This window comes from Mycobacterium sp. SMC-17 (assembly GCF_045310915.1).
Classification (GTDB): domain Bacteria; phylum Actinomycetota; class Actinomycetes; order Mycobacteriales; family Mycobacteriaceae; genus Mycobacterium.
Genome location: NZ_JBJIAK010000013.1, coordinates 1 through 24,797, shown reverse-complemented (window position 1 = coordinate 24,797; position 24,797 = coordinate 1). Strand labels below are relative to the sequence as shown.

Annotated in this window: 24 protein-coding genes and 3 pseudogenes; 13 read left to right on the top strand and 14 right to left on the bottom strand. The window is 66.9% G+C overall.

The window, feature by feature from the left end:
• Positions 1 to 4: 4 nt before the first annotated feature.
• From ACJH7A_RS11010 to ACJH7A_RS10990, 5 genes are read right to left on the bottom strand one after another with little or no spacing between them, the layout of a single operon-like run.
• The gene (locus ACJH7A_RS11010) at positions 5 to 805 is read right to left on the bottom strand and encodes an ABC transporter permease (RefSeq protein ID WP_406801934.1); all 801 of its coding nucleotides are present in this window, start codon (positions 803 to 805) and stop codon (positions 5 to 7) included.
• The gene (locus ACJH7A_RS11005) at positions 802 to 1,956 is read right to left on the bottom strand and encodes an ABC transporter substrate-binding protein (protein WP_406801933.1); all 1,155 of its coding nucleotides are present in this window, start codon (positions 1,954 to 1,956) and stop codon (positions 802 to 804) included. The genes ACJH7A_RS11010 and ACJH7A_RS11005 overlap by 4 nt, the downstream gene beginning before the upstream one ends.
• Positions 1,953 to 2,672 carry an ABC transporter ATP-binding protein gene (locus ACJH7A_RS11000; RefSeq protein WP_406801932.1) on the bottom strand — a complete coding sequence of 240 codons (720 nt, stop codon included), beginning with the start codon at positions 2,670 to 2,672 and terminating at the stop codon, positions 1,953 to 1,955. The genes ACJH7A_RS11005 and ACJH7A_RS11000 overlap by 4 nt, the downstream gene beginning before the upstream one ends.
• Complete coding sequence (locus ACJH7A_RS10995; RefSeq protein ID WP_346415358.1) at positions 2,648 to 3,670, bottom strand: acyl-CoA dehydrogenase; 1,023 nt, start codon at positions 3,668 to 3,670, stop codon at positions 2,648 to 2,650. Before ACJH7A_RS10995 ends, ACJH7A_RS11000 begins: the two co-directional genes overlap by 25 nt.
• Complete coding sequence (locus tag ACJH7A_RS10990) at positions 3,667 to 4,191, bottom strand: DUF4242 domain-containing protein (protein WP_346415412.1); 525 nt, start codon at positions 4,189 to 4,191, stop codon at positions 3,667 to 3,669. The genes ACJH7A_RS10995 and ACJH7A_RS10990 overlap by 4 nt, the downstream gene beginning before the upstream one ends.
• 93 nt (positions 4,192 to 4,284) lie before the next feature.
• On the opposite strand from ACJH7A_RS10990, the gene ACJH7A_RS10985 reads away from it, so the two are divergent.
• A complete protein-coding gene (locus tag ACJH7A_RS10985; RefSeq protein WP_406801931.1) occupies positions 4,285 to 4,896 on the top strand; it encodes a TetR/AcrR family transcriptional regulator in 612 nt (203 codons plus the stop codon).
• On the opposite strand, the gene ACJH7A_RS10980 is transcribed toward ACJH7A_RS10985, so the two are convergent.
• Positions 4,872 to 7,724, bottom strand: a complete 2,853-nt coding sequence (locus tag ACJH7A_RS10980) for an RND family transporter (protein WP_406801930.1) — start codon at positions 7,722 to 7,724, stop codon at positions 4,872 to 4,874. The genes ACJH7A_RS10985 and ACJH7A_RS10980 overlap by 25 nt on opposite strands.
• Positions 7,725 to 7,919: 195 nt before the next feature.
• On the opposite strand from ACJH7A_RS10980, the pseudogene ACJH7A_RS10975 reads away from it, so the two are divergent.
• A pseudogene (locus tag ACJH7A_RS10975) lies at positions 7,920 to 8,317 on the top strand (hypothetical protein).
• Positions 8,318 to 8,403: 86 nt separating this feature from the next.
• The gene (locus ACJH7A_RS10970; protein WP_406801929.1) at positions 8,404 to 9,705 is read left to right on the top strand and encodes an acyl-CoA dehydrogenase family protein; all 1,302 of its coding nucleotides are present in this window, start codon (positions 8,404 to 8,406) and stop codon (positions 9,703 to 9,705) included.
• A gap of 222 nt (positions 9,706 to 9,927) precedes the next feature.
• Here ACJH7A_RS10970 and ACJH7A_RS10965 read toward each other — a convergent pair whose 3' ends face one another.
• From ACJH7A_RS10965 to ACJH7A_RS10950, 4 genes are all read right to left on the bottom strand, one after another.
• On the bottom strand, positions 9,928 to 10,956 hold the full coding sequence (locus ACJH7A_RS10965; RefSeq protein ID WP_212812400.1) for an amidohydrolase family protein: 1,029 nt from the start codon (positions 10,954 to 10,956) through the stop codon (positions 9,928 to 9,930).
• A gap of 73 nt (positions 10,957 to 11,029) precedes the next feature.
• Positions 11,030 to 12,013 (bottom strand): VOC family protein, encoded by a 984-nt coding sequence (locus ACJH7A_RS10960; RefSeq protein ID WP_061003451.1) that lies wholly within the window; start codon positions 12,011 to 12,013, stop codon positions 11,030 to 11,032.
• Positions 12,010 to 12,879: an alpha/beta fold hydrolase gene (locus ACJH7A_RS10955; protein WP_061003453.1), complete on the bottom strand. Its 870-nt coding sequence runs from the start codon at positions 12,877 to 12,879 to the stop codon at positions 12,010 to 12,012. The genes ACJH7A_RS10960 and ACJH7A_RS10955 overlap by 4 nt, the downstream gene beginning before the upstream one ends.
• Positions 12,876 to 14,390 carry a bifunctional 3-(3-hydroxy-phenyl)propionate/3-hydroxycinnamic acid hydroxylase gene (locus ACJH7A_RS10950; RefSeq protein ID WP_061003455.1) on the bottom strand — a complete coding sequence of 505 codons (1,515 nt, stop codon included), beginning with the start codon at positions 14,388 to 14,390 and terminating at the stop codon, positions 12,876 to 12,878. Before ACJH7A_RS10950 ends, ACJH7A_RS10955 begins: the two co-directional genes overlap by 4 nt.
• 78 nt (positions 14,391 to 14,468) lie before the next feature.
• Between ACJH7A_RS10950 and ACJH7A_RS10945 the strand changes: the two genes are divergently transcribed.
• Genes ACJH7A_RS10945 through dmpG form a run of 3 tightly spaced genes read left to right on the top strand, consistent with a single transcriptional unit; the run spans position 14,469 to position 16,551 of the window.
• Positions 14,469 to 15,095 (top strand): TetR/AcrR family transcriptional regulator, encoded by a 627-nt coding sequence (locus tag ACJH7A_RS10945; RefSeq protein WP_061003486.1) that lies wholly within the window; start codon positions 14,469 to 14,471, stop codon positions 15,093 to 15,095.
• A complete protein-coding gene (locus tag ACJH7A_RS10940) occupies positions 15,092 to 15,547 on the top strand; it encodes a hypothetical protein (protein WP_061003457.1) in 456 nt (151 codons plus the stop codon). The genes ACJH7A_RS10945 and ACJH7A_RS10940 overlap by 4 nt, the downstream gene beginning before the upstream one ends.
• The gene (gene dmpG, locus ACJH7A_RS10935; protein WP_061003460.1) at positions 15,544 to 16,551 is read left to right on the top strand and encodes a 4-hydroxy-2-oxovalerate aldolase; all 1,008 of its coding nucleotides are present in this window, start codon (positions 15,544 to 15,546) and stop codon (positions 16,549 to 16,551) included. Before ACJH7A_RS10940 ends, dmpG begins: the two co-directional genes overlap by 4 nt.
• Here the strand turns inward: dmpG and ACJH7A_RS10930 are convergent.
• The 3 genes from ACJH7A_RS10930 to ACJH7A_RS10920 are packed head-to-tail and all read right to left on the bottom strand — an operon-like array spanning position 16,548 to position 19,272.
• The gene (locus ACJH7A_RS10930) at positions 16,548 to 17,696 is read right to left on the bottom strand and encodes a thiolase family protein (RefSeq protein ID WP_061003462.1); all 1,149 of its coding nucleotides are present in this window, start codon (positions 17,694 to 17,696) and stop codon (positions 16,548 to 16,550) included. The two genes, dmpG and ACJH7A_RS10930, sit on opposite strands and share 4 nt — an antisense overlap.
• On the bottom strand, positions 17,689 to 18,924 hold the full coding sequence (locus ACJH7A_RS10925) for a CaiB/BaiF CoA-transferase family protein (protein ID WP_082762302.1): 1,236 nt from the start codon (positions 18,922 to 18,924) through the stop codon (positions 17,689 to 17,691). Before ACJH7A_RS10925 ends, ACJH7A_RS10930 begins: the two co-directional genes overlap by 8 nt.
• Before the next feature lie 48 nt (positions 18,925 to 18,972).
• Complete coding sequence (locus tag ACJH7A_RS10920) at positions 18,973 to 19,272, bottom strand: hypothetical protein (RefSeq protein ID WP_061003464.1); 300 nt, start codon at positions 19,270 to 19,272, stop codon at positions 18,973 to 18,975.
• Positions 19,273 to 19,409: 137 nt separating this feature from the next.
• Here ACJH7A_RS10920 and ACJH7A_RS10915 point away from each other — a divergent pair, with 137 nt between their 5' ends.
• Complete coding sequence (locus ACJH7A_RS10915) at positions 19,410 to 20,144, top strand: response regulator transcription factor (RefSeq protein ID WP_061003466.1); 735 nt, start codon at positions 19,410 to 19,412, stop codon at positions 20,142 to 20,144.
• Entirely contained in the window at positions 20,144 to 21,271 is a 1,128-nt protein-coding gene (locus ACJH7A_RS10910) for a cell wall metabolism sensor histidine kinase WalK (protein ID WP_061003468.1), read from the top strand. The genes ACJH7A_RS10915 and ACJH7A_RS10910 overlap by 1 nt, the downstream gene beginning before the upstream one ends.
• A 22-nt stretch (positions 21,272 to 21,293) precedes the next feature.
• Here the strand turns inward: ACJH7A_RS10910 and ACJH7A_RS10905 are convergent, their stop codons facing one another.
• The gene (locus tag ACJH7A_RS10905) at positions 21,294 to 21,929 is read right to left on the bottom strand and encodes a hypothetical protein (RefSeq protein ID WP_212812401.1); all 636 of its coding nucleotides are present in this window, start codon (positions 21,927 to 21,929) and stop codon (positions 21,294 to 21,296) included.
• Positions 21,930 to 22,354: 425 nt separating this feature from the next.
• Between ACJH7A_RS10905 and ACJH7A_RS10900 the strand changes: the two genes are divergently transcribed.
• From ACJH7A_RS10900 to ACJH7A_RS10880, 5 genes and pseudogenes are all read left to right on the top strand, one after another.
• Positions 22,355 to 22,840 (top strand): nitroreductase family deazaflavin-dependent oxidoreductase, encoded by a 486-nt coding sequence (locus ACJH7A_RS10900; protein WP_061003490.1) that lies wholly within the window; start codon positions 22,355 to 22,357, stop codon positions 22,838 to 22,840.
• Between the two features lie 370 nt (positions 22,841 to 23,210).
• Complete coding sequence (locus tag ACJH7A_RS10895) at positions 23,211 to 23,834, top strand: DUF4383 domain-containing protein (protein WP_212812402.1); 624 nt, start codon at positions 23,211 to 23,213, stop codon at positions 23,832 to 23,834.
• A gap of 12 nt (positions 23,835 to 23,846) precedes the next feature.
• Positions 23,847 to 24,344 (top strand): annotated as a pseudogene (locus ACJH7A_RS10890) (SDR family NAD(P)-dependent oxidoreductase); the annotation flags it as partial.
• 45 nt (positions 24,345 to 24,389) lie between these two features.
• Positions 24,390 to 24,680, top strand: a complete 291-nt coding sequence (locus tag ACJH7A_RS10885) for a transposase (RefSeq protein WP_103850853.1) — start codon at positions 24,390 to 24,392, stop codon at positions 24,678 to 24,680.
• A pseudogene (locus ACJH7A_RS10880) lies at positions 24,677 to 24,797 on the top strand (IS3 family transposase); the annotation flags it as partial. The gene ACJH7A_RS10885 and the pseudogene ACJH7A_RS10880, both read left to right, overlap by 4 nt.

Genomic DNA, 24,797 nt, shown 5'->3' with positions numbered 1-24,797 from the left:
GCCGTCAGCGCGCGACTCCTGGCCGCTCCGGGGAAGTCAGCCGCCGGGCGACGACATCCAGCAGGAAACCCAGCGCACCGATCACCACGATCACTGCCACGACCTGGTCGTAGGCCAGCTGGTCGCGGGCGTTGAGCACCTGGTAGCCCAGACCCGAACGCACGCCGAGCATTTCCGCCGGGACCAGCACCACCCAGGCGATGCCCAGCGCCACCCGCACGCCGGTCTGCAGCTGTCCCCGGATCGCCGGCAGCACCACGGCAGTGACCAGTTCCCACCGCGTGGCATGGAACGACCGCGCCACGTCCAGGAAGCCCGGGTCGACAGCGCGCACGCCGGCCACGGTGTTGATCAGCACGGGCCACACGGCCGCCACCGCGATCAGGAAGATCACGGGCTCGTTGCCGATGCCGAACACCGCCACGGCGATCGGGGCCCACGACAGTGGCGAGATCATCCGGACGAACTGGACGAGCGGCGCCGCCGCGCGCTCGGCCGTGCCGCTGAGTCCGAGCAGCAGGCCGGCGGGAATGCCGACGACGACCGCCACCGCCAGGCCGATCACCAAGCGCCACAGGCTGATCCCGATATCGGGCAGCAGCACGCCGCGGGAGAACAGGTCGACGACGGCGGGCGCGACGCGCTGTGGTGCGGCCTGCCGCAGCAGGGAATGCGGGGCGGACACGACGGTGGTCGTCAGCCACCAGAGGCCGATCGCGACGACGACGGCGCCGACCGGCGGGGCCCAACGGCGCACTGCCACCGGCGGATCGATCGCCGAGCGGGCGGGTGTGGTGGTGGTCATGACAGCTCCAATTGCTCGGTTCGGGTGTAATCGCCGCTGAGGCCGAAGGCGGCCGGACCGCCATGGGCCTGAATGGCATTACGGACGAAGGTGTCGTCGACCAGGTCGCTGTGCACGGTGGCGGGGTCCAGCCGCTCCAGGAATCGCCGGTCGCCGTCGATGACGGTGTCGCGCATGGCCGTAACGAGTTCATCGGTGAAGCTCGGGAACGGGAACGGCTGAAAGCCGAGCCGCTGGGGTTGCCACTCCGGGTGCCGCAGCGGGTAGGGCGCGGTGGGATACGTCATCGCGAGCGTGATCGCCGGTACCGGCTGGGGCAGGTACCGCCCGCCGCCGAGTTTCGCCGCGGCCGCCTTCCGATCGTTCGACAGCGCGAGTTGTGCCGTCACCACCGCGTCCGTGAGCTGTTGCACGGCCGCCGGTCGACTGGCGATGACGTCGTCTCGGGTCACCAGGGCGCAGCAGGCATGGTCGCGCCACACGTCGCCGAGGAAGGTGTGGATGCGCCCAATCTTCTTCGTCTGGGCCATCGCGTTGAACGGGTCGGCCACCACGTAGCCGCCGATGGTGCCGGTGGCCAGTGCCGGCACCATGTCCGATGGGCTCATCACGACGAGTTCCACGGTGCGGTCGGCCCGCGACGCCGAGCGGCGGATCACCGGTTGCAATCCGTTGGCCCGCAACAGCTTCTGCAGCACGATGTTGTGGATCGACCACCAGAACGGGATCGCCAGCTGCGAACCCGCAAGGTCCGGCAGCTCCCGGATGTGCGGTGCGACCGTCAGTGCCGAGCCGTTGGTGTGGTTCCATCCGAGTACCCGGACACCGCCACCGAGCGCGTAGCGCAGCTGCACCGCCATGGGCATCAGCAGGTGCACGACGTCGAGTTGACGGTTCAGGAATGCCTCGCCCAGCGCCGCCCAACTCCGGAACAGCACGGGCTTGCCCACACCGGCCGGATACAGACCGGCGGAGTGCGCCATCAACAGCGGTGCGGCGTCCGTGATCGGCAGATAGCCCACGCGCAGCGGCCCGCCGGCGGCCGAATCGGTCGTGGCACTGTGCGCCAGGTCGGCCAGGCCGAAGGCGCCACCGGCCGCCGCTGCCGCGGCGATCAGTGCGTGCCGCCGTGAGATCAGCAGCCGGCTCATGCCACCCACAGTTCGGAAACCCGGTAATGACTGAGGATTTCGTCACGCAGACCCGACTGGTCCGCCTCCCCCAGGTGCCATTGACGCTGAATCCGTCCGCCGTCGGCCAGCAGTACGACGCGCTGCGCCAGGCTCAGCGCTTCTTCGACGTCATGCGTTACCAGCAGCACCGTCACACCCAGTTCGGTGGTGAGCGTGGTCAGCCACTGCTGCAGGTCGGCACGTGTCGCGGGGTCCAGCGCGCTGAACGGTTCGTCCAGCAGGAGCAACTGGGGCCGGGTCGCCACGGCGCGCAGGATGGCCACCCGCTGGGCCTGACCGCCGGACAGCTGGTCGGGATAGCGCTCGGCCAGCCCGTCGACGCCGAAACGCCGCATCAGCTCTGCCGCATAGTCCGCGTCGAATCCCTTGCGCCGGTGTGCGAATCGCCGCGCGTAGGACACGTTGCCCTGCACCGTGAGCCACGGCAACAGCAGCGCGTCCTGGAAAACGACTCCGATGTGCGGACGCTCGCCGCCGGCGGGCCAGCTGACGGTTCCCGAGCTCAGCGATTCCAGCCCGGCCAGCACCCGCAGCAGGGTCGATTTCCCGCTGCCGCTACGCCCGAGCACCGCGACGAACTCCCCTGACTCGATGGCGAGATCGATGCCGTCGAGGACGACGCTGTCGCCAAATGTCTTGGTGCCCGCGGTTATCCGAACTGCTTCAGTTCCCACCTGAGTTGTCCTTCCGATGGTGATTGCACGGGCAGAAAGGCTGCTTCGCGGAACCGGCGGTTGGCGGCCGTCCCCGCGCGATAGCCCTGGCCACCGGCCAGCGCCGATTCCAGGCGGGTCGCCCCCACCGCGACTTTGGCGGCGTCCAGTCGTAGCCGGATCACGTCGGCCAGGTTGGCTTCCCCTGGCGCCGAGGCGAATTCGTAGAGCCGCCGGCGGTTGTCCTCGGCGTGCGCCACCAGGTCGGCGAGGTCGCCGTCGAATTGGGCGGCCAGTGCATCGGTCGCCCGGCCGGCCGCGGTCAGCGCCGCCCCGGTGACGCCGACGCAGAACGCGGTCTGCAGCAGCAGGAACGTCGGCTTGATCTCGCGGACGAACGCGGTGAGGTCGGCGCTGATGATGCGGTCCGCGTTCACCTCGACCTCTTCCAGGCGCAGCGACGTCGACCGGGTGCTACCCAGGGCCATCAGCGGGGGCGCCGGATCGACCACCACGCCGACCGCGCGCACGTCGACCGCCACGACGTACAGGCGGCCCGTGACGGTCCGTGCCGGCAGGACGATCAACGCATCGTCAAAGACGTTGGACGCCCAGCGGATTGGTCCGTTGAGCCGTAGGCCGCGGCGTGTCTCGCCGGCGAAGATCGGGAGCTGTCCGAGGCCAGCGACGTGCTTGAGACCGGCCGCCATCGCCGTCACACCCGGGCGGTGTGCGGTGAGCAACGCCTCCGACAGACCCGGCCGGTCGGCGAGGTAGTGAATCGCCATCTGGTGCGCCCAGGCGGAGAACCCGGCGGCGAGGCTCACCGCCGACACCTGCTCGATCACCCGCACGGTGTCGGGCAGGTCCGGCAGCCCGAACAATCCGGCAGCGCCGAGGGCGCGCAGATCGTCACGGACGTCGGTGCGCCCGGCGTCCAGGTCACCGGCCCGGGCGTCCACCCCGGCAGTGACTTCCGCCAGTCTGGTCGCGACGTCGTCGGACACCAGAGTCGTCATTGCCCACCACTTTCCAGTCCGTACAACCGATCAATCGGGGTCTGCACCGCCACGCGCGCCCGCCGTACCGCGTCCTCGTCCGGCGCGTCGTAGAAACACAGGCACTTGTCCATGTCGACGCGCACATAGGTGCGCAGGAAGCTGACCTCGGGCACCTCCGCGTATTTCGGCGCGTTGGCCTTCTTGCGGCTCAGGTAGCTCTCCATGTCCAGGTCGGCGGGCAGGTCCCACTCGACCAGGTACCCGGCCGTCGGACGGACGGCTTTCAGCTGGTCCAGTTCCGCACCGACCAGTCGCACTTCGTGCGGACCGGTCAGTTCGGTGGCCCCGACCGACGACGCGGCGATCTGCAGCGGACCGCCGGCGAGCTCCGCCACCACGAACAGCCGGTGCTGAGCGGTGACCTGTGCCTCGATGAGTTCGCCGCCGGCCCGGTGCACTTCGGCGTCGAGCGTCTTGATGGCCTGGTCGACCTCGGCCCGGCCGGGCAGTCCTGCGATTTCGTAGAGGTACAGCGTCACGGTGTGTTCCTGTTCGTCGGGCGTCGATGACATCACGACGCTCGCATGAACAGACCGGTCTGTCTATCGACGGATCTCCGCTATGGTGCAGACATGAGCGCGACCCGCACCCGCCGCCCGGACCGGCCGGCGCCCCGCACCGACACCGCCGGGCCGGCCCAGCGGCTGCTCGACACCGCGTCGAATCTCTTTGCCGCACAAGGAATTCGCGCCGTCGGCATCGACATGATCCTGCGTGAGGCGGGGGTCGCCAAGGCCAGCCTCTACAGCTCGTACGGGTCGAAGGACGCGTTGGTGATCGCGTACCCGAACCGATTGGATCAGGCTGATCGCAACCGCTGGGAATCGAAGACTTCCGGCATCGCCGACCCGGTGGACAAGCTGCTGGCGTTCTTCGACCTCGCGGCCGCCGCGGCACGCAAGCGCCAGTTCCGGGGCTGTCTCTACGCCAACGCGGCCACCGAATTCCCCGGCGACACCTTGGAACCGGTACGGGCACACCGGTTGTGGATGCACGGGCTGCTGATCGAGCTGCTACGGGACGCCGAGGTGACCGACGCCGCGGCGGTCGCCCAGCGCATCCAGCTGATCTACGACGGCGCCCTCACCGCGTCGAAACTCGAGCGGTCGGCGGCGCCCATCGTGCTGGCCCGTCAGATGGCCGCGGAGCTCATCACGAGCTACTTACCTGCAGCCGCCGGCTGAATCCCGATGGCCGCCAGTCGCCGCTCGGAGGCCTCGTGGCGGACGCGCTTGGGCCACCAGAACCACTTGCCCAGCAGCGCCGCGATGGCCGGTGTCATGAACGACCGGACGATCAGGGTGTCGAACAGCAGACCCAGCGCGATGGTGGTACCGACCTGTGCCATGACCTTCAGGTCGCTGAAGGCGAAGGACGCCATGGTGGCCGCGAACACCAGACCCGCTGAGGTGACCACCGATCCGGTGCCCGCCATCGAGCGGATGATGCCGGTCTTCAGGCCGCCCGGTAGTTCTTCCTTGAACCGCGACACCAGCAGCAGGTTGTAGTCGGAACCCACGGCGAGCAGCAGGATTACCGACATCGGGAGCACCATCCAGTGCAGCTCGAGGCCGAGCAGGTGCTGCCACAACAGAACTGACATACCGAATGACGCGCCCAGCGACAGCAGCACGGTACCGACGATGACGGCGGCCGCGACCATGCTTCGGGTGATGAGCAGCATGATGATGAAAATCAGTGACACCGCGGCGATTCCGGCGATCATCAGGTCGTACTGCGCGCCGTCGTGCATGTCCTTGTACGTCGCCGCGGTGCCGGTCATGTAGATCTTGGAGCCCTCCAGCGGAGTGCCCTTGATGGCTTCCTTGGCGGCCTGCTTGATCGGGTCGACGTGGGCGATGCCCTCGGGCGTCGCCGGGTCGCCTTCGTGCTGGATGATGAAGCGGACCGACTTGCCGTCCGGCGAGATGAAGTTCTTCATGCCGCGCTTGAAGTCCTTGTTGTCGAAAGCTTCCGGTGGCAGGTAGAAGGAATCGTCGTTCAGCGAGTTGTCGAACGCCTCGCCCATCGCCGCCGCGTTGTCCGACGACGCCGCACGCTGATCCACTTGACCCTTCTGGGTCTGGTACATGGACAGCATGTACTGCTTCATGTCCTTCATGACCTCGATCTGAGGCGGCATCACCGTGACCATCTCGGCCGTCAGCTTGTCCATTTTCATCAGATCCGGGACCAGCGTCTGGATGTCGTCGGTCATGACGTCGATGCCGTCGAGGGTGTCGAACAACGCCCGCGTGGACCAGCACATCGGGATGTCGTAGCAGTGCGGTTCCCAGTAGAGGTAATTGCGGATGGGCCGCAGGAAGTCATCGAAATCGGAGATGTGGTCCCGCAGGTCGGCGACGTCGAGCGCCATGTTGGCGGTCTTCATCGACATGTCGTGCGTCGTGGCGGCCATCTGCGTGGTGATGGACTGCATCTTGGTCATCGTGTCGATGCTGACCTGCATGTCGTTGGCCTGCTGCAGCATGTTGGCCATCGAGTCCAGCTGGTACTTCTCCGTCATCTTCGACGTGACGGCCTGCATGCCCATGATGAACGGAATCGTCGTGTGCTTGATGGGTTTTCCGTCGGGCCGGGTGATCGTCTGCACCCGCGCAACACCCGGGGTGTGCACGATGGCCCGGGCGATCTTGTTGATCACCAGGAAGTCGGCCGAGTTCCGAAGGTCGTGGTCGCTCTGCACCATCAGCAGCTCGGGGTTCATCCGCGATGCGCTGAAATGCCGTTCGGCAGCGGCGTATCCGACGTTGGCGGTCAGCTCGGCCGGCACATAGCGGCGGGCGTCGTAATTCGTCTTGTAGCCGGGCAGCGTCACCAGTCCGACGAGGGCGAGCGCGAGTGTGGCGACGAGCACCGGTCCCGGCCAACGCACCACCAGCACGCCGACGCGACGCCACCCGCGGGACTGGATGGCGCGCTTGGGCTCGAAGCGCCCGAATCGGCTGCCGATCTTGATGACGGCCGGCCCGAGCGTCAGCGCCGCGATGACCGCGACGAGGGTGCCGATCGCACACGGCACGCCCATGGTCTGGAAGTACGGCAGCCGGGTGAAGCTCAGGCAGAGCATGGCGCCGGCGATCGTCAAACCCGATCCCAGCACGACGTGCGCCGTCCCGCGGAACATCGTGTCGTAGGCCAGCACGCGGTCTTCTCCGTCGCCGCGCGCTTCCTGGTAGCGGCCGATCGCGAAGATGGCGTAGTCGGTGCCCGCCGCGATCACCATCAGGGTCAGCAGGTTCACCGCGAAGGTCGAGAGCCCGATGATGTTGGTGTCGGCCAGAAACGCGACGACGCCGCGGGCGGCGCCGAGTTCGAGGAACACCATCAGCAGGGTCAGGATCATCGTCATGATCGACCGGTAGACGAACAGCAGCATCACGGCGATCACCACCAGGGTGATGATCGTGACCTTGGTGACGCTCTTGTCGCCGGCGTGGTGTTGATCTGACACCAGCGGGGCGCCACCCGTGACGTACACGTGGAGGCCGGCCGGCGGCTTGGAGTCGGCGACGATCTGCCGGACCGAGGCGACCGAGTCGTTGGCCTTGGTCTCCCCCTGGTTGCCGCGGAGGTAGACCTGGACGTACGCGGCCCTGCCGTCGGCGCTCTGTGAGCCCACGGCCGTGAGCGGGTCACTCCAGAAGTCCGCGACATGCTCGACGTGCGCGGTGTTGGCCGTCAGCTTGGCGACGAGACCGTCGTAGTAGTGGTGTGCCTCGGCGCCGAGCGGTTGGTCGCTCTCGAGAACGATCATCGCGTTGCTGTCGGAGTCGAACTCCTGGAAGTTCGCACCGATCTGCTTCATCGAGACCATCGCCGGGCCGTCCTTGGCGCTCAGCCCGACGGTGTGCGCCTCACCGACCTTCTCCAGCGGCGGGACCAGCGTGTTCGTGGCGACGTTGACGGCAAACCAGCCGATCACGATGGGCACCGCGAGGACCCAGATCAGGTGACCGATCTTGGATCGCTCGGTGTTGGTGGCACTCACTCGGGGCACCCTTCCATCAGGCCCGGTAGGTCCATGGATATGGAGCTCGGCGGCGTTACAAAATCACTGTCGCGCGAAATATACCTAGCTAACCAAACTTTTATCCATAGCGGCGGTCAAAAAAGGCCTCCGACCTCCCACGAAATGGGACAAATCGGGCACTTTCCGCCCGATTTCGGCCGTAGCGTTGACGGTGTGGAAAATTCTTCGGCCGACACCTTCGGCAAGCGCTACGGCGAGGTGCTGCTGGTGTCCCAGACACCGACGGGGCCGCAGGTCGCGGTGTTCAACACCTTCCCGTTGAACGACTGCCCGCACGACGCGTGGTGTTCGTGTTCGGCGCCGGGCGGCCGGTCTTCGAGCTGCTCGACCCGCACGGGCAGCGCTGGGTCATGCAGTCATGGAGCCAGACGGTCGACCCGGCGCTGTCGCTGGCGGACCTGCCCGCATTGGGCACGCGGCTGCAGCTGCCCGACGGCTGGAGCTACCGGACCTCGACGCTGACCAGCCCGCTGCGCATCGACACCACGACCGAGGCCGCGCACGTCACACAGGACAACCTCGCCAACACCTATTCATTGGCGAGCGCATAATCCTCGCGGCCGTTCCCAAACCCGTCCCTGTGCGTTAAACAGAGACGGGTGCGTTTCTGCCGCGTGGCTGAACTGAAGGAGGCCGGATGGCTTGGGATTTCGAAACCGATCCGGAGTTCCAGGAACTCCTCGACTGGGCCGACGCCTTCGTGCGCGACGAAGTCGAGCCGCTCGACCTCATCTGGCCGCACCTGCAGTACACCGCGCTCGACGAGACCCGGCGCCGGGTCGTCGACCCACTCAAGGAACAGGTGCGCCGAAAAGGCTTGTGGGCCACGCACCTTGGCCCCGAACTCGGCGGGCAGGGCTACGGGCAGCTGAAACTGGCGCTGCTCAACGAGATTCTGGGCCGGTCGCAGTGGGCGCCGATCATCTTCGGCTGTCAGGCGCCCGACACCGGCAACGCCGAGATCATCGCGCACTACGGCACCCCGGAGCAGAAGGAGCAGTACCTACGGCCGTTGCTGAACGGCGAGGTCTTCTCCTGCTACTCGATGACCGAACCGCAGGGCGGTGCCGACCCCACGCAGTTCACGACCTCCGCGGTCCGCGACGACGACGACTGGGTCATCAACGGGTACAAGTTCTTCTCGTCCAACGCCTCGACGTCGACGTTCCTGATCGTCATGGTGGTGACCAACCCCGACGTCAGTCCCTACCAGGGCATGTCGATGTTCCTCGTGCCGACCGATACGCCAGGCGTCAACATCATCCGCAACTCGGCCATCTACGGGGAATCCGACGGCCACGGCTCGCACGCCCTGATCCATTACGACAATGTGCGCGTACCGAATTCGGCCGTCCTCGGCGGCGAGGGCCAGGCCTTCGTCATCGCGCAGACCCGCCTGGGTGGCGGACGGATCCACCACGCGATGCGCACCATCGGGCTGGCGCAGAAGGCCCTCGACATGATGTGTGAGCGCGCGCTGTCGCGGCACACCGCCGGCAGCCTGCTGGCCGACAAGCAGGCCGTGCAGGGCTACATCGCCGACTCGTGGGCGCAGCTGCAACAGTTCCGGCTGTTCGTGCTGCACACGGCGTGGAAGATCGACAAGTACAACGACTACAAGAAGGTGCGCAAGGACATCGCCGCCGTCAAGGTCGTGATGCCGACGGTGCTGCACGACATCGCGTGGCGCGCAATGCAAATCCACGGCGCACTCGGGGTCACCAACGAGGTGCCGTTCCTCGGTATGGTCGCCGGCGCCGCCGTGATGGGGCTCGCCGACGGACCGACCGAGGTCCACAAGGTCACCGTCGCCAAGCAGGTGCTGCGGGACTACACCGGCACCGACGAGCTGTGGCCGACGGAATGGCTGCCGGGCAAACGCGAAGCGGCACAGGCGAAGTACGCGGAGTACCTGGAGCTGGAAGTCGGAAATCTCTAGCCGGCCGGCCCGCCGCGGTCGTGCTCGCGCGAGCTGTTCACCGACACACTGACTGCTGCCTGATCGTATCGCATCGGCGTGTCGAGCTCTCCTGCGGCACTTGCGATCCAGACCCGTCATCTTCGGCTGACATTGTCATCATGCGTTGACGATGTCAGCACATGATGACGACCCCAGCCCGAAGTACATGCACAGCCAGGTCCGCTGGCGCGAGGCGACGACCTACCGCGCCAATAGCCGAGTGACGCCCCGCATCACCACGCGGCTCGCGGCGTGCTGTGCCTGCGCAACCAGCGACGGCGCCACCGGCGCAGGGGCACTGCCCAGCCGCGGGAACAGTGCCAGCGCGTTGGTGCGGTCGATAGCGCGCCGCCCGGCGTCGTCCAGTCCCCCGTACGACTCCAACCCGGCCGCGTACAGCTGGCTGACCTCGACCGGCGCGAACGGGAAGTCCGATCCGAATGTCACGTGACCAGGCTTGGCGAAGGCCAGCAGCGACGGCAGCGCGGCCGCCGTGGACGACAGCGCGGTATCGAAGTAGAAGCTCGCGAAGTCGTCGAGGTGATCGGCCGGGCTGCCGCCGACGTCACTCGTGATGCCCATGGCCATGCGGTAGGACGCATATGGGACGAAGCCGCCGGCATGGCTCAGGATGAACCGGATGTTCGGGTAGCGGCGGCGAATGCCGTTGCGCACCAGCAGGTACGCCGCGCGGCTGGTGTCCAGCAGGAAGTCGGCGGCGAACGGCATCACGCCGTCGATCGTGGGGCCGGGCAGCTCGGCGGGGTGGATGAAGACGACGGCCGAACGCTTGTCGAGCTCCGCGAACAACGCGTCCTGGCCTTGCGCGCCGACGTAGGTTCCCACACTGTTGGCCAGCAGGAACACTCCGTCGGCATTCAATTCGTCGAGTGCGCGCACGGCTTCGGCGACGGCGGCATCCAGGTGCGGCAACGGCAAGGTGGCGAAGAACCCGAACCGATCCGGCTGGGCGGCAACGAGTTCGGCGCTGTAGTCGTTCACATCGCGGGCCAATGCGGCCGCGTCCGCCGCGGCCGGCAGCATCGTGGTGCCCGGTGCGGACACGGACAGGATGGCGGTCGCGACACCGAGCTTGGCCATCGTGTCCAAGGACGCTTCCGGGGACCAGTCCGGCATCGCCCGGCCGCCGGCGTCGGCGATGCCCGCCTGGTCCAACGCCTTTCGGTAGTCGGGCGGCACCATGTGGTGGTGGGTATCAATACGGTTCATGATGTTTCCTCCTCCGGCGATTCGTGCACGATATTCCGCGCTCACCGCGGAAAATCGTGCACAAATCCCGGGACTAGTCGGGGATTCCCGCCCCGGCGAGCGCCGGGACGGTGTCTTCGCGGTGCAGCAATGACCTGGCCGCGGTCGTGAACTGCCCGAGCTTGTCGACGCTGGACTGCGTCTCGTGGCCCCAGATGCTGATGCCCTGGTGAGTCGTCGGTTTCCAGGTTGATTCGTCGACCACCAGCGGGTTCCATCCGACCTCCCACTCGAAACCTGAGGGGGTGACGGCGTAGTACGACAGCTCGCGGTCGTTGGTGTGCTGCCCGACGCCCAGGGCCATGTCGAACCCCAGTGCTCGCACGCGTTGGTAGCTGTCCGTCAGATCGTCCAACTCGGCGACCTGAATGTTGAGGTGCTGCACGCGGGTCCGAATCGGGTTGATCGGCAACCGATTCACCGCGGCGATCGCCACGGAGTGGTGGCGCCGATTGACTCGCAGGAACCGGATCTTGACCTTGACGCCGCTCATGGTTTCGTCGATGAAGTCGCTGAGCCGGGCGTCGAGCAAGGTGTTGTAGTAACCGCGCATCTGGTGTGGCCTGGTGCTGGTGACGGCGACGTGTCCCAGTCCGAACTCGCCGGTGACAAAGCCCTTTCCAGCCACAGACAATTGTCCGTCGATGTGCGCCCGGGTGTACAGCTCCTGTGCCAGCCCGTTGGGGCCGGGAATCCGCATCAGGCGCTCGACGCCACGCAGCGCGGCGTCCTCGGCGGTGCCGACGGTGACGGGCACGCCGCACCGGTGCACCCGGCCGAGGATTTCCTCGAAGGTCTCATGGTCGTCGGCCTGCCAGCCCAGCGTGGTGACATCCTCGGCCGGACCGCGCCGCAGCAGGAACCGGCACTGTTGTTCGTCGAGCCGGAAGCGGAGGGCATCGGTGTCGAGATCATCGAGGTGCATGCCGATCGCGTCGCGACCGAAGCGGCGCCAGTCGGCGAATCGCTCCGTCTCGACCACAAGATAGCCGAGCGATACGTTGCCGAAGACGCTCATGGCCGGAATACCGTGCTGTCCGAAAGGAATTCGTCGACAATCTGATTGAAGAGGTCGGCGCGTTCCCACTGCATCCAGTGTCCGGTGCGGCTGGTCATGACCAGCTCGGCGTTGGGCATGATGTTCTGCAGCATGGGTCCACCCGAGGGCCGGTTCACCTTGTCGTCGCGCCCCCACAGGATCAGCGTCGGCGTCTGCAGCGCGGCCAGCCGCGAGTCACGCGTCAGGTCCATGCGCCAGAGCGTCCGCAGCGCGAACAGTCCCGACGGTCGACTCAGCGGCGGATTAGCCACCACCTCTGGGTCGATGGATGCCGTGTAGCGCAGGTCGATCAGCTCGTCGGGCACCGAGTCACCGTCGTAGACCAGGTAATTGCGGATGAACGTGGCCAGCTTCTCACGGCTGGGGCCCGAGCCGCCGTAGTACGCCAGCAGACTGTTGAGGCCATCCGTCGGCAGCCCGCGGGTGGTCCCGATACCGCCGGGGCCCATGAGCACCAGCTTGCCGACACGGCCCGGGGTGTCCAGCGCCAACCGCAGTGCCGCGGCGCCGCCGTAGGAGTTACCGACCAGATGCGCTGTGCTGATGCCCAATTCGTCGAGCAGGCCCCGCATCGCGTCCGCCAGGCAGCCGAAAGGATCCGACTTGTCGATGCCCTTCGACGAACGCCCGTAGCCGGGCATGTCGGGTACCAGGACGCGGTAGCGCTTGGCGAGCGCGTCGATGTTGCGGGAGTAGTTGCTGGCACCGGAGGCGCCCGGGCCACCGCCGTGCAGCAGCAGCACCGCGGGGCCGGATCCCGCTTCGGCGACGAAGATCTTCCGGCCGGCGACGGTGATGGTGTGTTCGGTGAGGGTGGCGGTCATGCTGATGCTCCTGTCAGGGTGGTGAGGCTCAGTCCGGCCGGCGGAGCCGGGAGTGGTTGTCCGGATGAGGTTGCGGCGTAGACGAATCCGTCCGGGCGGAGGACGACGGCGTCGGCTTTGCGGTCACGGAGCCACCGCACCAGGCTCGGTTCGGTGATCTGCAGGGTCGACGCGCCGGCGGCCGTCCAGGCTGCCGCCCCGGTCGGCACGGCGCCGGTGTGCAGCACCGTCCAGCGCCCGCCGAGCAGCTCATCGAGCAGCACGCCGCCCACCGTGGGTTGCGGGATCTGCCAGCCCACCGCGGGGTGCGTGGTCGCGAAGAAGCCGTCGTCGTAGTGGGCGTCAGGTATCCACCAGAACTTCTGACCCGCGGCATTGGCCCCGGGAATCCTGGTCAGCGCCCGCACGACGTGATTGCGGATGGCGGCCAGCCATGGCCGCCGCTCGGTGATGATCCGGCCGACCAGCACCGCACGCCGGGTGACCTCTGTGACGTGCGGCTTGCGTTCTGCGGCATACGAATCCAGCAGCGCGTCGGGCGCCTGACCGCGCAGCACCGCGGCGAGTTTCCAGCACAGGTTGGCGGCGTCGCGGACGCCGGCGGACATCCCCTGGCCGATCCACGGCGGCATGGCGTGCGCGGCATCGCCGGCCAGGAATACCCGTCCGACGCGCCAGCGGTCCGCTACCCGTACGTGGTGGCTGTAGACGACGGCGCGCAGGATCTCGACGTGCTCGGGTGTGATGCCCTGCTCGCCCAGCACTTTCCACACCGCTTCGTCGCTGGTGAGGTTCTTCTCGTCCTCGCATCCTCGCGCGGGGTATTCCCACCGGTGATGCCCGAGCGGCGTCGGGCAGTCAACGGTCGGACGTGCGGGGTTGCAGTGAAACCGCAAGCGGTCGTGTGCATCCCATTCCTTGATCACCTTGGTGTCGATGACGACCCAGCGCTCGCCGTAGGTGCGTCCGCTGTACCCGATGCCGAGCACGCCGCGCGTCGCCGACGAGCCACCGTCCGAGGCGATGACGTAGCGGGCCGTCACCCGTTTGAAGGCGTCGGCACACAGGTCGGCGAGCAGCAGCTCGACGCCGTCGGCCCGGTTGGTCACCCGCAGACATTCATGCTCCAGCAGCACCTCGACGTTGGCGAACCGGGCCACCCCTTCGCGGAGCACCGAGTCGACCGCCGGCTGGTACAGGAACTGCTGCGACGGATGGCCGCACCCGCGTCCGTAGATCACCGTTTCGATGAACGGGCGCCCGTCGGCGTCGACGAACGCGACCGGACGGTCGGGCAGCATGTCGCGCTGGAGCCGCTCGGCCAGGCCCACCGACTGCCAGACGCGGAGGACCTCCTCGTCGGTCGAGATCGCCCGCGCCCGGCTGTAGATATCTGGGTCCCGCTCGATCACCACGACCTTCAGACCGAGTTGGCCCAGCAGGTTGGCGGCCGTGGCGCCTGTGGGGCCGTACCCGACAACGGCGACGTCGTAGGTGTCTGCACTGCTCATTGGGAGCCTCCCACTTGTTCTGTAGTGATCGCTACGGTAATGTAGTGATCGCTACAGAGTCAAGAGTCGGGAGTGAAGATGTCCGAAGCACCCAAGACCCGCCGCAAGCGCGCCGATGGCGAACAGTCCCGTGAGCGAATCCTGGATGCCGCCAACGAGATTGCCTCTGAACGTGGTTACGAAGGCACCAGCATCGGGCTGGTCAGCAAGAAGTGCGGACTCCCCGCCAGTTCCATCTACTGGCACTTCAAGGACAAGGACGACCTGCTGGCGGCGGTGATCGACCGCAGCTTCGAAACCTGGCTGCGCGTCTGGGAACTCCCCCTTGACGGCGAGCCCCGCGAACGCGTGATCGGACTGGCCAGGCAGCTCGCGAAAGGCCTGCTCGACCATCCGGACTTCCTGCGCCTCGGGCTGATGCTGGCGCTGGAGCGCCGGCCCGTGGAACCACGAGCCCGTGCGCGGTTCCTGCAAGCGCGGACGCAGGCCTCCGACTCGCTCACCGCGGCACTCAGTGAGCTTGCCCCAGGTCTCACCGACGCCCAGGTCCGGCTGCTGGTGAACTACTCCATCGCCGGCGCCGACGGCCTGTTCATCGCCAGGGAACTCGGCGGTGATTCGGTGGACCTGCTCGAGTTGTTCGAGATGCACGCCAATGCCATCTACGACACGGCGATCCGGATGCTCGCCGAGAACGTGCGATGACGCCGTCCGCCGGAACCACCGCGCCGATCATCGCTGCCGTCGCGAAGTCGGGAAGTGTGACCTACGCCGAGATCGTGTCATCGATTCCGGCGTGCTCCGCCGGTCCGGACATCCGGGCCGGCGTCGACGATCTGATCGAAACCACCTGTACCGCAATACAGAATGTCGGCGCCCGGCATGCGAAGGTCATCTCACTGCTCAGCCCTTCCCCTGCGACGCGGTACACCGTCTACTGCCTGGTCGACGGCGCCGCCGATCACGCTGCCATCGAACGGGACATCCACACCGCGGTGCAACGGATCAGCGCTGAGGTGCCAGGCTTCCGGCTCAAGCAGGCCGTGCAGTTCGAGAGCATCGGCCCGATCCACATCCCAGAAATCGGCACCTTCGCGGGCACCAGAGTGACCGCGCTCGTCGAAGTAGCCGCGCAAAACGCCGGAGCCCCAACATGATCTACATCAGCGACGTAACCCTGCGTGACGGCATGCACGCCGTCCGGCACCAGTACACCATCGCGCAGGCCGTCGCCATCGCGACGGCGCTCGACGCCGCGGGCGTCGCCTCCATCGAGGTCGCGCACGGCGACGGACTGGGTGGGTCCAGTTGTGTCTACGGCTTCGGCGCCCACACCGACCTGGAGTGGATCTCCGCCGTCGCCGCCGCGGTGTCCCGGGTGCGGATCGCGACGCTGATCCTCCCCGGCATCGGTACCGTGCGCCGGTTGCGCGACGCGCATCGCGCCGGCGTCACCGTCGTCCGTGTCGGTACCCACTGCACCGAGGCCGAGCTCTCCGCACGCCAGCTCGCCGCCGCCCGCGAGCTGGGAATGGACCCCGTCGGCTTCCTGATGATGAGCCACCTCGCCACGCCGGCGGTCCTCGCCGCGCAGGCCAAGCTCATGGAGAGCTACGGCGCGACGTGCGTCTACGTCGTCGACTCCGGCGGGGCGATGACGATGCGCGACGTCGCCGACCGCGTTGACGCACTGCGCCAAACCTTGGACCCTGCAACAGAAATCGGCATCCACGCCCACCACAATCTGTCTCTGGGAGTGGCCAATTCGATCGCCGCGGTCGAGCACGGCGCCAACCGGGTCGACGCGTCGTTGACCGGGATGGGCGCTGGAGCCGGCAACGCACCGCTGGAAGTCTTCATCGCCGCGGCCACCAAGCTGGGCTGGGAGCACGGCTGCGACCTGCATGCGTTGCAGGATGCCGCCGACGATCTGGTGCGGCCGCTGCAGGACCGGCCGGTGCGCGTCGACCGGGAGACCCTGACGCTCGGCTACGCGGGCGTGTACTCGAGCTTCCTGCGGCACGCAGAGATTGCCGCCGAACGCTTCGACGTCGACGCCCGGACACTGTTGGAAGAAGCGGGGCGGCGCGGGCTCGTCGGCGGTCAGGAAGACATGCTGGTCGACATCGCACTAGACCTCACCAGCACGGAAAGCGCCTAAGCGACCAGCTCCACCAACGTCGCGTTGGCGGTGCCGCCACCCTCGCACATGGTCTGCAGGCCGTAGCGAATTCCGTTGTCGCGCATGTGGTTGATCATGCGGGTCATCAGCACCGCGCCGGACGCGCCGAGCGGGTGCCCCAGCGCGATCGCGCCACCGAGGGGATTGAGCGCGGCCTCGCGGGCGCCGGTGTCGGCGAGCCAGGCCAGCGGTACCGGGGCGAACGCCTCGTTCACCTCGAAGACACCGATGTCGCCGATCTTCACACCGGTCTTGCGCAGCACCTTTTCGGTGGCCGGGATCGGGCCCGTCAGCATCAGGACCGGGTCGGCGCCCGTCACCGCACCGCCGACATACCGCACCAGCGGGGTGAGGCCGAGCTGCAGCGCGTTCTCCAGCGTCATCACCAAAAGTGCTGCCGCACCATCGGAAATCTGCGAGGAGTTGCCGGCGTGGATCACGCCGTCCTCCTGGAATGCCGGCTTGAGGCCACCCAGCTTCTCGACCGTCGTCCCGCGCCGGATGCCCTCGTCCTCGTGCACCACACCGCCGTCCTCGGTGAACACCGGAACGATCTGCGTGACGAACGCGCCCGAATCCTGTGCAGCCGCGGCGAGTTCGTGCGACCGCGCCGAGTACTCGTCCAGCCGGGCCCTCGACAGACCCCACTTCTGCGCGATCATCTCCGCCGAGATGCCCTGGTTGAAACCGAAACCGTCATACCGGGCAAGCGCTTTCGGCCCGTACGGCTCGCCGGTCTGGCGGGCCGCACCGAGCGGCACCCGGCTCATCACCTCGACGCCGCCGGCCACCACGACGTCCTGCTGACCGGACATCACTGCCTGCACCGCGAAATCCAGTGCCTGCTGAGACGATCCGCAGGCCCGGTTGACCGTCGTGCCCGGGATCGACTCGGGCCAGCCGGCCGCGAGCACCGACCAGCGGGCGATATTGCTCGACTGGTCGCCGACCTGCGAGACACAGCCCCACACCACGTCGTCGACGAGTTCGGGGGCCACTCCGGACCGCTCCATCAGTTCGTTCAACACCACGGCCGACAGGTCGGCGGCATGCTGGCCGGCCAGCCCCCCGTTGCGCTTGCCGACGGCGGTCCGCACGGCCTCGACAATGACGACTTCACGCATGGTCGCTCCCTGATCCATAGACATCGCCGATGGCACCGGCGGCCCGCAGGCCGGCGATATCTTCAGCGCGGTAACCCAATTCGCCGAGTATCACATCTGTGTGCTCGCCCAGTCCGGGGATTGCCCCCATGTTCAGCTCCAGGCCGCTGATCACCGGCGGCGGCAACAACGCCTCGATGGGGCCATTCGGGGTGCTGACCTGACGCCACCGGTCGCGGGACTTGAGGTGCGGATGTGCGATCACCTCACTGGGCAGGTTGTACCGCGAATTGCCGATGCCGGCGGCGTCGGCAATTCGCTGAATATCCTCGAGATCGCGCTCAGCGCACCAGGATCCGATGTCGGCGTGAAGCTCGTCGCGGTGCGCGCAGCGGTCCGAATTACTCGCGAATCGAGGGTCCGAGGCGAGGTCGGGCCGCTCGATGATCTCCCGGGCCAGGCGCTGCCATTCCCTGTCGTTGGTCGTCCCGAGAACGACGGTCTGTCCGTCGCGCGTCGCGAACGCGCCGTACGGTGCGACGGCCGGTGAAGCCATCCCGAGTGGCTGCTGGTTCACGCCCGAGTGCTGGGTGTAGGTCAGCGGGTAACCCATGATGTCGGTCATCGTGTCGAACAGGCTCACCGCGACCGACGGCGCCGCACCGACAGAGACACCACGGGCGCGGCCCAACAGCAGCGCCATGATGGACAGCGCCGAGTACAGGCCGGTGGAGATATCGGCGACGGGCGGACCCGGCTTGGCCGGCATGCCCGGGAAGCCGGTGGCCGCACATGACCCGGATTCCGCCTGCACCAACAGGTCGTACGCACGTTTCTGGGAAAGGGGTCCGCCCGGCCCGTAGCCATCGATCTCGACGGGAATCACCTGCGGGTGCCGCCTGCCGAGGTCCTCCGGTGACAACCCCAGTCGCGCGGTGGCGCCCGGCGCCAGGTTGGAGACGAACGCGTCGGCCCGGTCGAGCAACTGGTGCAGCACCGCAATGCCCTTGTCTGACTTGAGGTTCAGGCTGATCGACTGCTTGCCCCGGTTGGCCCACACGAAATGCGCCGCCTGGCCGAGCACCACGTCGTCGTAGTCGCGGGCGAAGTCGCCGCCTCGGGGATTCTCGACCTTGATCACGCGGGCGCCGAAGTCGGCCAGCACGCGCGTACACATCGGCGCGGACACCGCCTGCTCCATCGCGACGACGGTGATCCCGGCCAGCGGCAGCGACTGCGCTTCGGTCACGCCCCTCACATAACCATGTAACCGCCGGTCGGCGCGCTGCGACCCCGCTCAGGAGTCCGACGCACAGGTCACGTCGACGTAGACGTTGTTGATCATGCGGGTGTCCGCGCGCTGGGTCGGGTCCGCGGGATTCGGCAACCCGTGCACGTCCGTCACCGTGCAGGCGGACAGCGGAGCGCTCGGGGCCCCGTCGACCTGCACGTTGTAGCCCTCGCTGCGCAGCGTGGAGACGACGTCGGCGCCGTTGTTGCCGGACGCACTGGCGGCCTGCGCCGGGCCGGCGGCGGTCAAGGTGGCAGCGGCCAGCGCCGCGGCGGCGGTGGAGAAGAAGGCGATCCTGCTGATCATGTCGATGTCCCTTCACGGTGGTTTCTGACGTCGTCCAGACTCGAATCGGCCGACAAGGGTTCCCCGGAGGAACGATGAAGATTCGTTAAAGAACGCGGCGCTGACCTGGTCATCCGGTCGACCGCACCACTGCGCGGGTGCACTATGAGCAGGTGAACGGCACTGAACCGACGCCGAGCCTGCGCGCGCTGGTCGTCGACGACGAGGCGGCGCTGGCCGATGTCGTGGCCAGCTACCTCAAACGCGAACAGTTCGAGGTACGTGTCGCGGCCGACGGCCCGTCGGCTCTTGTCGCCGCCCGCGAACTCGACCCCGACGTCGTGGTCCTCGACATCGGACTGCCGGGCCTCGACGGCATCGAGGTATGCCGACAGCTTCGGGTGTTCTCCGACGCGTACGTCGTGATGCTGACGGCCCGCGACACCGAGATCGACACCATCGTCGGGCTGTCGGTCGGCGCCGATGACTACGTCACCAAACCGTTCAGTCCCCGCGAGGTCGTGGCCCGGATTCGGGCCATGTTGCGGCGGCCCCGCCGTGCCCCCGAATCCGTCCCCGAGACGGGGACACCGCCACGCGTGTTCGGGGAGCTGCACATCGACACCGACAGCCGACAGACTCTGCTCGGCGGTGCCCCGATCATGCTGACCCGCACCGAGTTCGATGTTCTGGCGGCCCTGTCCTCGCGGCCGCGACAGGTGTGGACGCGCCATCAGCTGCTCGAAGCGGTCTGGGGTGAATCGTGGTTCGGCAACGACAACGTCGTCGACGTCCATGTCGGCCACCTGCGCCGCAAGCTGGGCGACAATTCGGCCGAGCCGCGTTACGTCACGACGGTGCGAGGCGTCGGATATCGGATGGGAGAAGGCTGATGGCCCAGCACCATCCGCGCAGCAAGCACGGAATCCGCAGTCGGCTCCTCGTCACGAACGCGGTCGTCGTGGTCGCGGCCATCGCCACCACGACGACCGTCGCCCTCATCATCGGCCCGCCGATGTTCCGCAAGGTGATGCAGGACGTCCTGGTCCCCGGGCGCACCGGTCCACATCCCTACGAGCATGTGTTCCGGCAGGCGACCGCGGTCTCGGTGGGCATGTCACTCGCGGTGGCCGCCACGACCGCACTCGGACTGAGCTGGTATCTGAGTCGACGGATGCACCGGTCGACCGCCGAACTCGCCGCCGCCGCAACCGCCGTCGCCGATGGGAACTACGACATCCGCGTCTCACCGCCGCATCTCGGCACCGAATTCGACGCCATTGCAGACGCTTTCAACACCATGGCCGAGCAGCTCGGCTCGGTCGAGACCACCCGGCGCCAGCTGCTGGCCGATCTGGCGCACGAGCTGCGCACGCCCGTCTCCGTCATCGATGCCTATCTGGAGTCGATAGAGGACGGCATCCACCCTCTCGACGCCACGACCATCGGCGTCCTGCGCGACCAGACCCGCCGCCTTGCCCGGCTCAGCTCCGACGTGCGGGCGCTGTCCGACGCCGAACGCGACATGGCGCTCGTCGACACCCAATCCGTCGCGCCCGCGACGCTGATCGGTGCGGCCGTCGACGCCTTCGCCGCGCCCTACCGCGCGAAAGGCGTTGCGCTGACATCGGATATCGCGCCGGGGCTACCTGACCTCTGGGCCGACCCGCAGCGCCTCGACCAGGTGCTGGCCAACCTGCTGACGAATGCACTGCGGCACACCGATGCCGGCGGCACGGTGCGGGTGACGGCAACGCCCGCCGGTGGTTCGGTGCAGATCCAGGTATCCGACGACGGCGACGGCATCGCCGCCGAACATCTGCCGCGGTTGTTCGAGCGGTTCTACCGCGCCGATTCGGCACGCGACCGCGCACACGGCGGTTCCGGCATCGGGTTGGCGATCGCGAAGGCGCTTGTCGACGTCCACCATGGCCGGATCACCGCGACCAGCGCCGGGGTCGGTGCAGGCGCGACGTTCACCGTGGAATTGCCCAGCCGCGCAACGTCGCTCGCCGGCTGATCCCAACGCCTCCCGACCACAACTAGCCCGGAGAGTTCGGGTAATTGGGGTTCGGCGGGTAGCCCTGGTTGGGATAGCCGGGCGGCGGGTAGCCCGGATAGCCCTGCTGTGGGTAACCGGGGTAACCCTGTTGCGGCGGTACGGGATACGACGGCCCGCTCGTCCCGCTCCGGCGGCGCAACATCACCACGACGAACACCACGAGGCACGCCACCCCGATCACGACGAAGACGACAATCGGCCACGACCAGCCGTTCGGCGGCGCACTCACCCAGATCCGGCTCGCTCCGGGACACCGCACGGTCACCGGCCCCCGGTCGAGCGGCAACTCGCCGACCGCGCGGTGGTACTTGCCCCGGGGGATCAGGAAGAGCCGCTTGCCACCGAAACGCTTCTCGTCGTGAGCCCCGGTGAACGGCTCCAAGGGCTCGGCCTGACCGCCAGATGTCGTTGCCGTGCAACGAATGTTCGATTGCGATCGGTCGAGATACACGACGTGCACACGTTCGGTGGGCGTCACCACGTCGCCCGATCTGATCAACTCGGCCGGGTCGTCCTTGGCCCCGAGGAAGATCCCCACCGCCAGCGCCAACATCCCGAACCCGAACAGCGTCCCGATCACTCTGCCGATCGGGCCCTTTCCCCCTGCACGCCCCATGCCCCGATTCTCACACGGACTCCCCCACTGGTCGGGCCGAGTCGTCGTCACTGGTTGTAGTTCGGCGTTCCGCGATTGCGGCGAGCCGCAGTGCGCATTCCGGGTTGCGTGGAACGACCGCCGCCATGGCCACCTTGCCCGGCCCCAACGCATCGGACCGGGCCCTCACTCTGCAACGACCAAGAACCTCAACTACCTTCTGCGCGACGATCTCGACCAGTGGAGCTTATTTCGTTACAGCGCAATTGCTTTGATGGCTTTGTGTCGACATGGGCGGATACCAGCGGGAGTCGCGACGCAATCAATTGCTCTAGGCAATAGTTGCAGTAGCATTGTGTGTGACGAGTCCGTCGGTCGGCTGGTATTCGGCACGCCGTGACACTTGTCCATGACGCGCATCCACGGGTGCGGAAAGGATGACAGTTGTGAAGATCGTCAAACACGTAAGACCTCCAGACGGATTGAGCCGGCTGCTGTATCGGCTGCCCCTCTATATGTTCCGAGCCCACCTTGGCTGGGTGTGCGCAGAGCGCATCATGCGGCTTCATCACCTAGGTCGAGTGTCTGGTGAGCCACGTCAGGCGGTGCTGGAGGTCGTCGAGCACGATCCGGCTGACGATAGTTTTGTCGTCGCCTCGGGGTGGGGGCCAACTGCGGACTGGTACCAGAACGTCATGCACAGTCCGGATGTCGTCATTGACGTGGGGTGGCGCACCCTGCCCGCAACCGCGGTAGCGCTGGACACAGATGAGGGTGCGGAGATCTTTGCCCGCTACGCGACGCGTCACCGCCTGGTGGCCAGGTTCCTTCTACCGCGGGTCATGGGGTTCGAGGTCGATGGTTCGGAGGCCGATTTCCGGGAAGCAGGGCGACATATGCCATTCGTCCGGTTCATCCCGCGCTCCCTGTAGCGAGATGGACTCACCGATCGAGGGCAATACGAGGTCACGGACCGAAACATGTTGCTTCCGTGGCGTTGTCACGAATCGGAGGGCAGCAGCGTCTTGCTGATGGCGGGTTCTTGCGCTCACTCGCACGCAACGGATTCGGCGTCATGAGCCGAACGAACATTGCAAAGGGCCAGAGTCGGCGCGTGGCCATCGAGGTTCCCAGGTTTGTCCGCTCGCTGAGAGTTTGGAGATTGATGCGTATAAGAGCGAGGACGGGGTATTGGCGAGAGGTGATCAATCCATTAGAAGATTACGCCCGCGATCGACCGAGCGAGGGTTGAGTCTTGTGTCGCCACGCACCAGAGGACCGTTCGGGCGTCTCACCGCAGGGATGCGACAGGTCAGCCGCAATCCGCGGCATTTCCGCACAGGACGGTGGTTCCTCGTCGGCGAAGGCATGGCGCTGATCCTTCTCGGATCCGCTGGATTCGTTTCCTTGGCAACCCATCCCAAGGAGGGGGCGGCGGGCGCGCCAGTATGGGTGCTGGCGTTGACCCCTTGGCACAGCGCCGTTTTCGCCGGATTCGGGGTCCTGGCAGTGTTAAGCGCGGCTTACCGTCGCCTCGCGGTCGCGGTCACTTCCCTGGGCGCTGTGATGTTTGTGGCGCTGATGGTGGCGGGGGCCGTCGCCGCCGCCCATCACGAGCCGGGACCGTTGGGATTGCACACCCCAGAAATTATTGTGCACGGGTTGGTGGCCGCCGCAAATGTCGCGATTTTGTACTGGCTTGTTCCTGACGCGCTCGAGGGGCCGGACTGGATCAAACGGCCGCGCACGCAGACACCAGACCTCAGTGTGCCGGACGCCACGCAATCTTCCGCAATATCGGCGGGCTCGGATTGTCAGCCGGCAAATGCCGACGACAACGACACCCCAAAGGTTAAACCCGTCATCACAAGGTCCCCCAGAACAATCGCCGGCCGAGAAAGCCCCGCACCACCGAAGCCAGTTTGAAGGAGACCGCTTATGACAACATCGCGGACCGTCGTCATCACCGGAGCCAGCGCCGGAATCGGGCGTTGCGCAGCGCGACTGTTCGGGGCTCGCGGCGACAAGGTCGCGCTGCTCGCGCGAGGCCAGGCCGGGCTCGAAGGCGCAGTGAAGGACGTGGTGGAACGCGGCGGACAGGCGCTGGCCATTCCTACCGACGTCGCGCAATACGCCGAGGTCGATGCCGCGGCAGCCCTGGTCGAACAGACCTTCGGCCCTATTGACGTGTGGATCAACGTCGCGTTCACCTCGGTGTTTGCTCCGTTTCACGAGATCAAGTCAGACGAATACCGTCGGGTCACCGAAGTGAGTTATCTCGGGTATGTGCACGGCACCATGGCCGCGCTCTCTCGGATGCGGCAACACGATGCGGGCACAATCGTGCAGGTCGGTTCGGCGCTGGGCGCGCGCGCCATCCCACTACAGTCGGCGTACTGCGGCGCCAAGCACGCCATCAACGGTTTCACCGAATCTGACCTTCCCCCGAGACCGTGGAGGCATCAGCTATAAGGAGTAGCGATGTCAGAGAAGCGGAAGAAGTACGACCGGGAGTTCCGTGAGGGGGCTGTTCGGATCGTCGAGGAGACGGGTAAGTCGATCGCGGCGGTGGCTCGGGATCTGGGGGTGAACGAGGGCACCCTGGGCAACTGGGTGACCCGGGCGCGGGAAGCGCGGGAAGGTCGCGGTGAGCTGTCCAAGGACGATGTTGCCGAGCTCAAGCGCCTGCGTGCCGAGGTGGCTGAGTTGCGGATGGAGCGTGATGTCCTCAAGCGATCAGTGGTCCTGTGGGTGAAGGAGGCGACGAAGTGAGCGTGGCACGCTTCATCGCCGACCAGAGGACCAAATACCTTGTGCCCCATACGATCACGTGCGCGCTGTTGGGTGTTGGTGTGTCGTGGTTCTATAAGTGGCTTGGCCGGGCCGGCA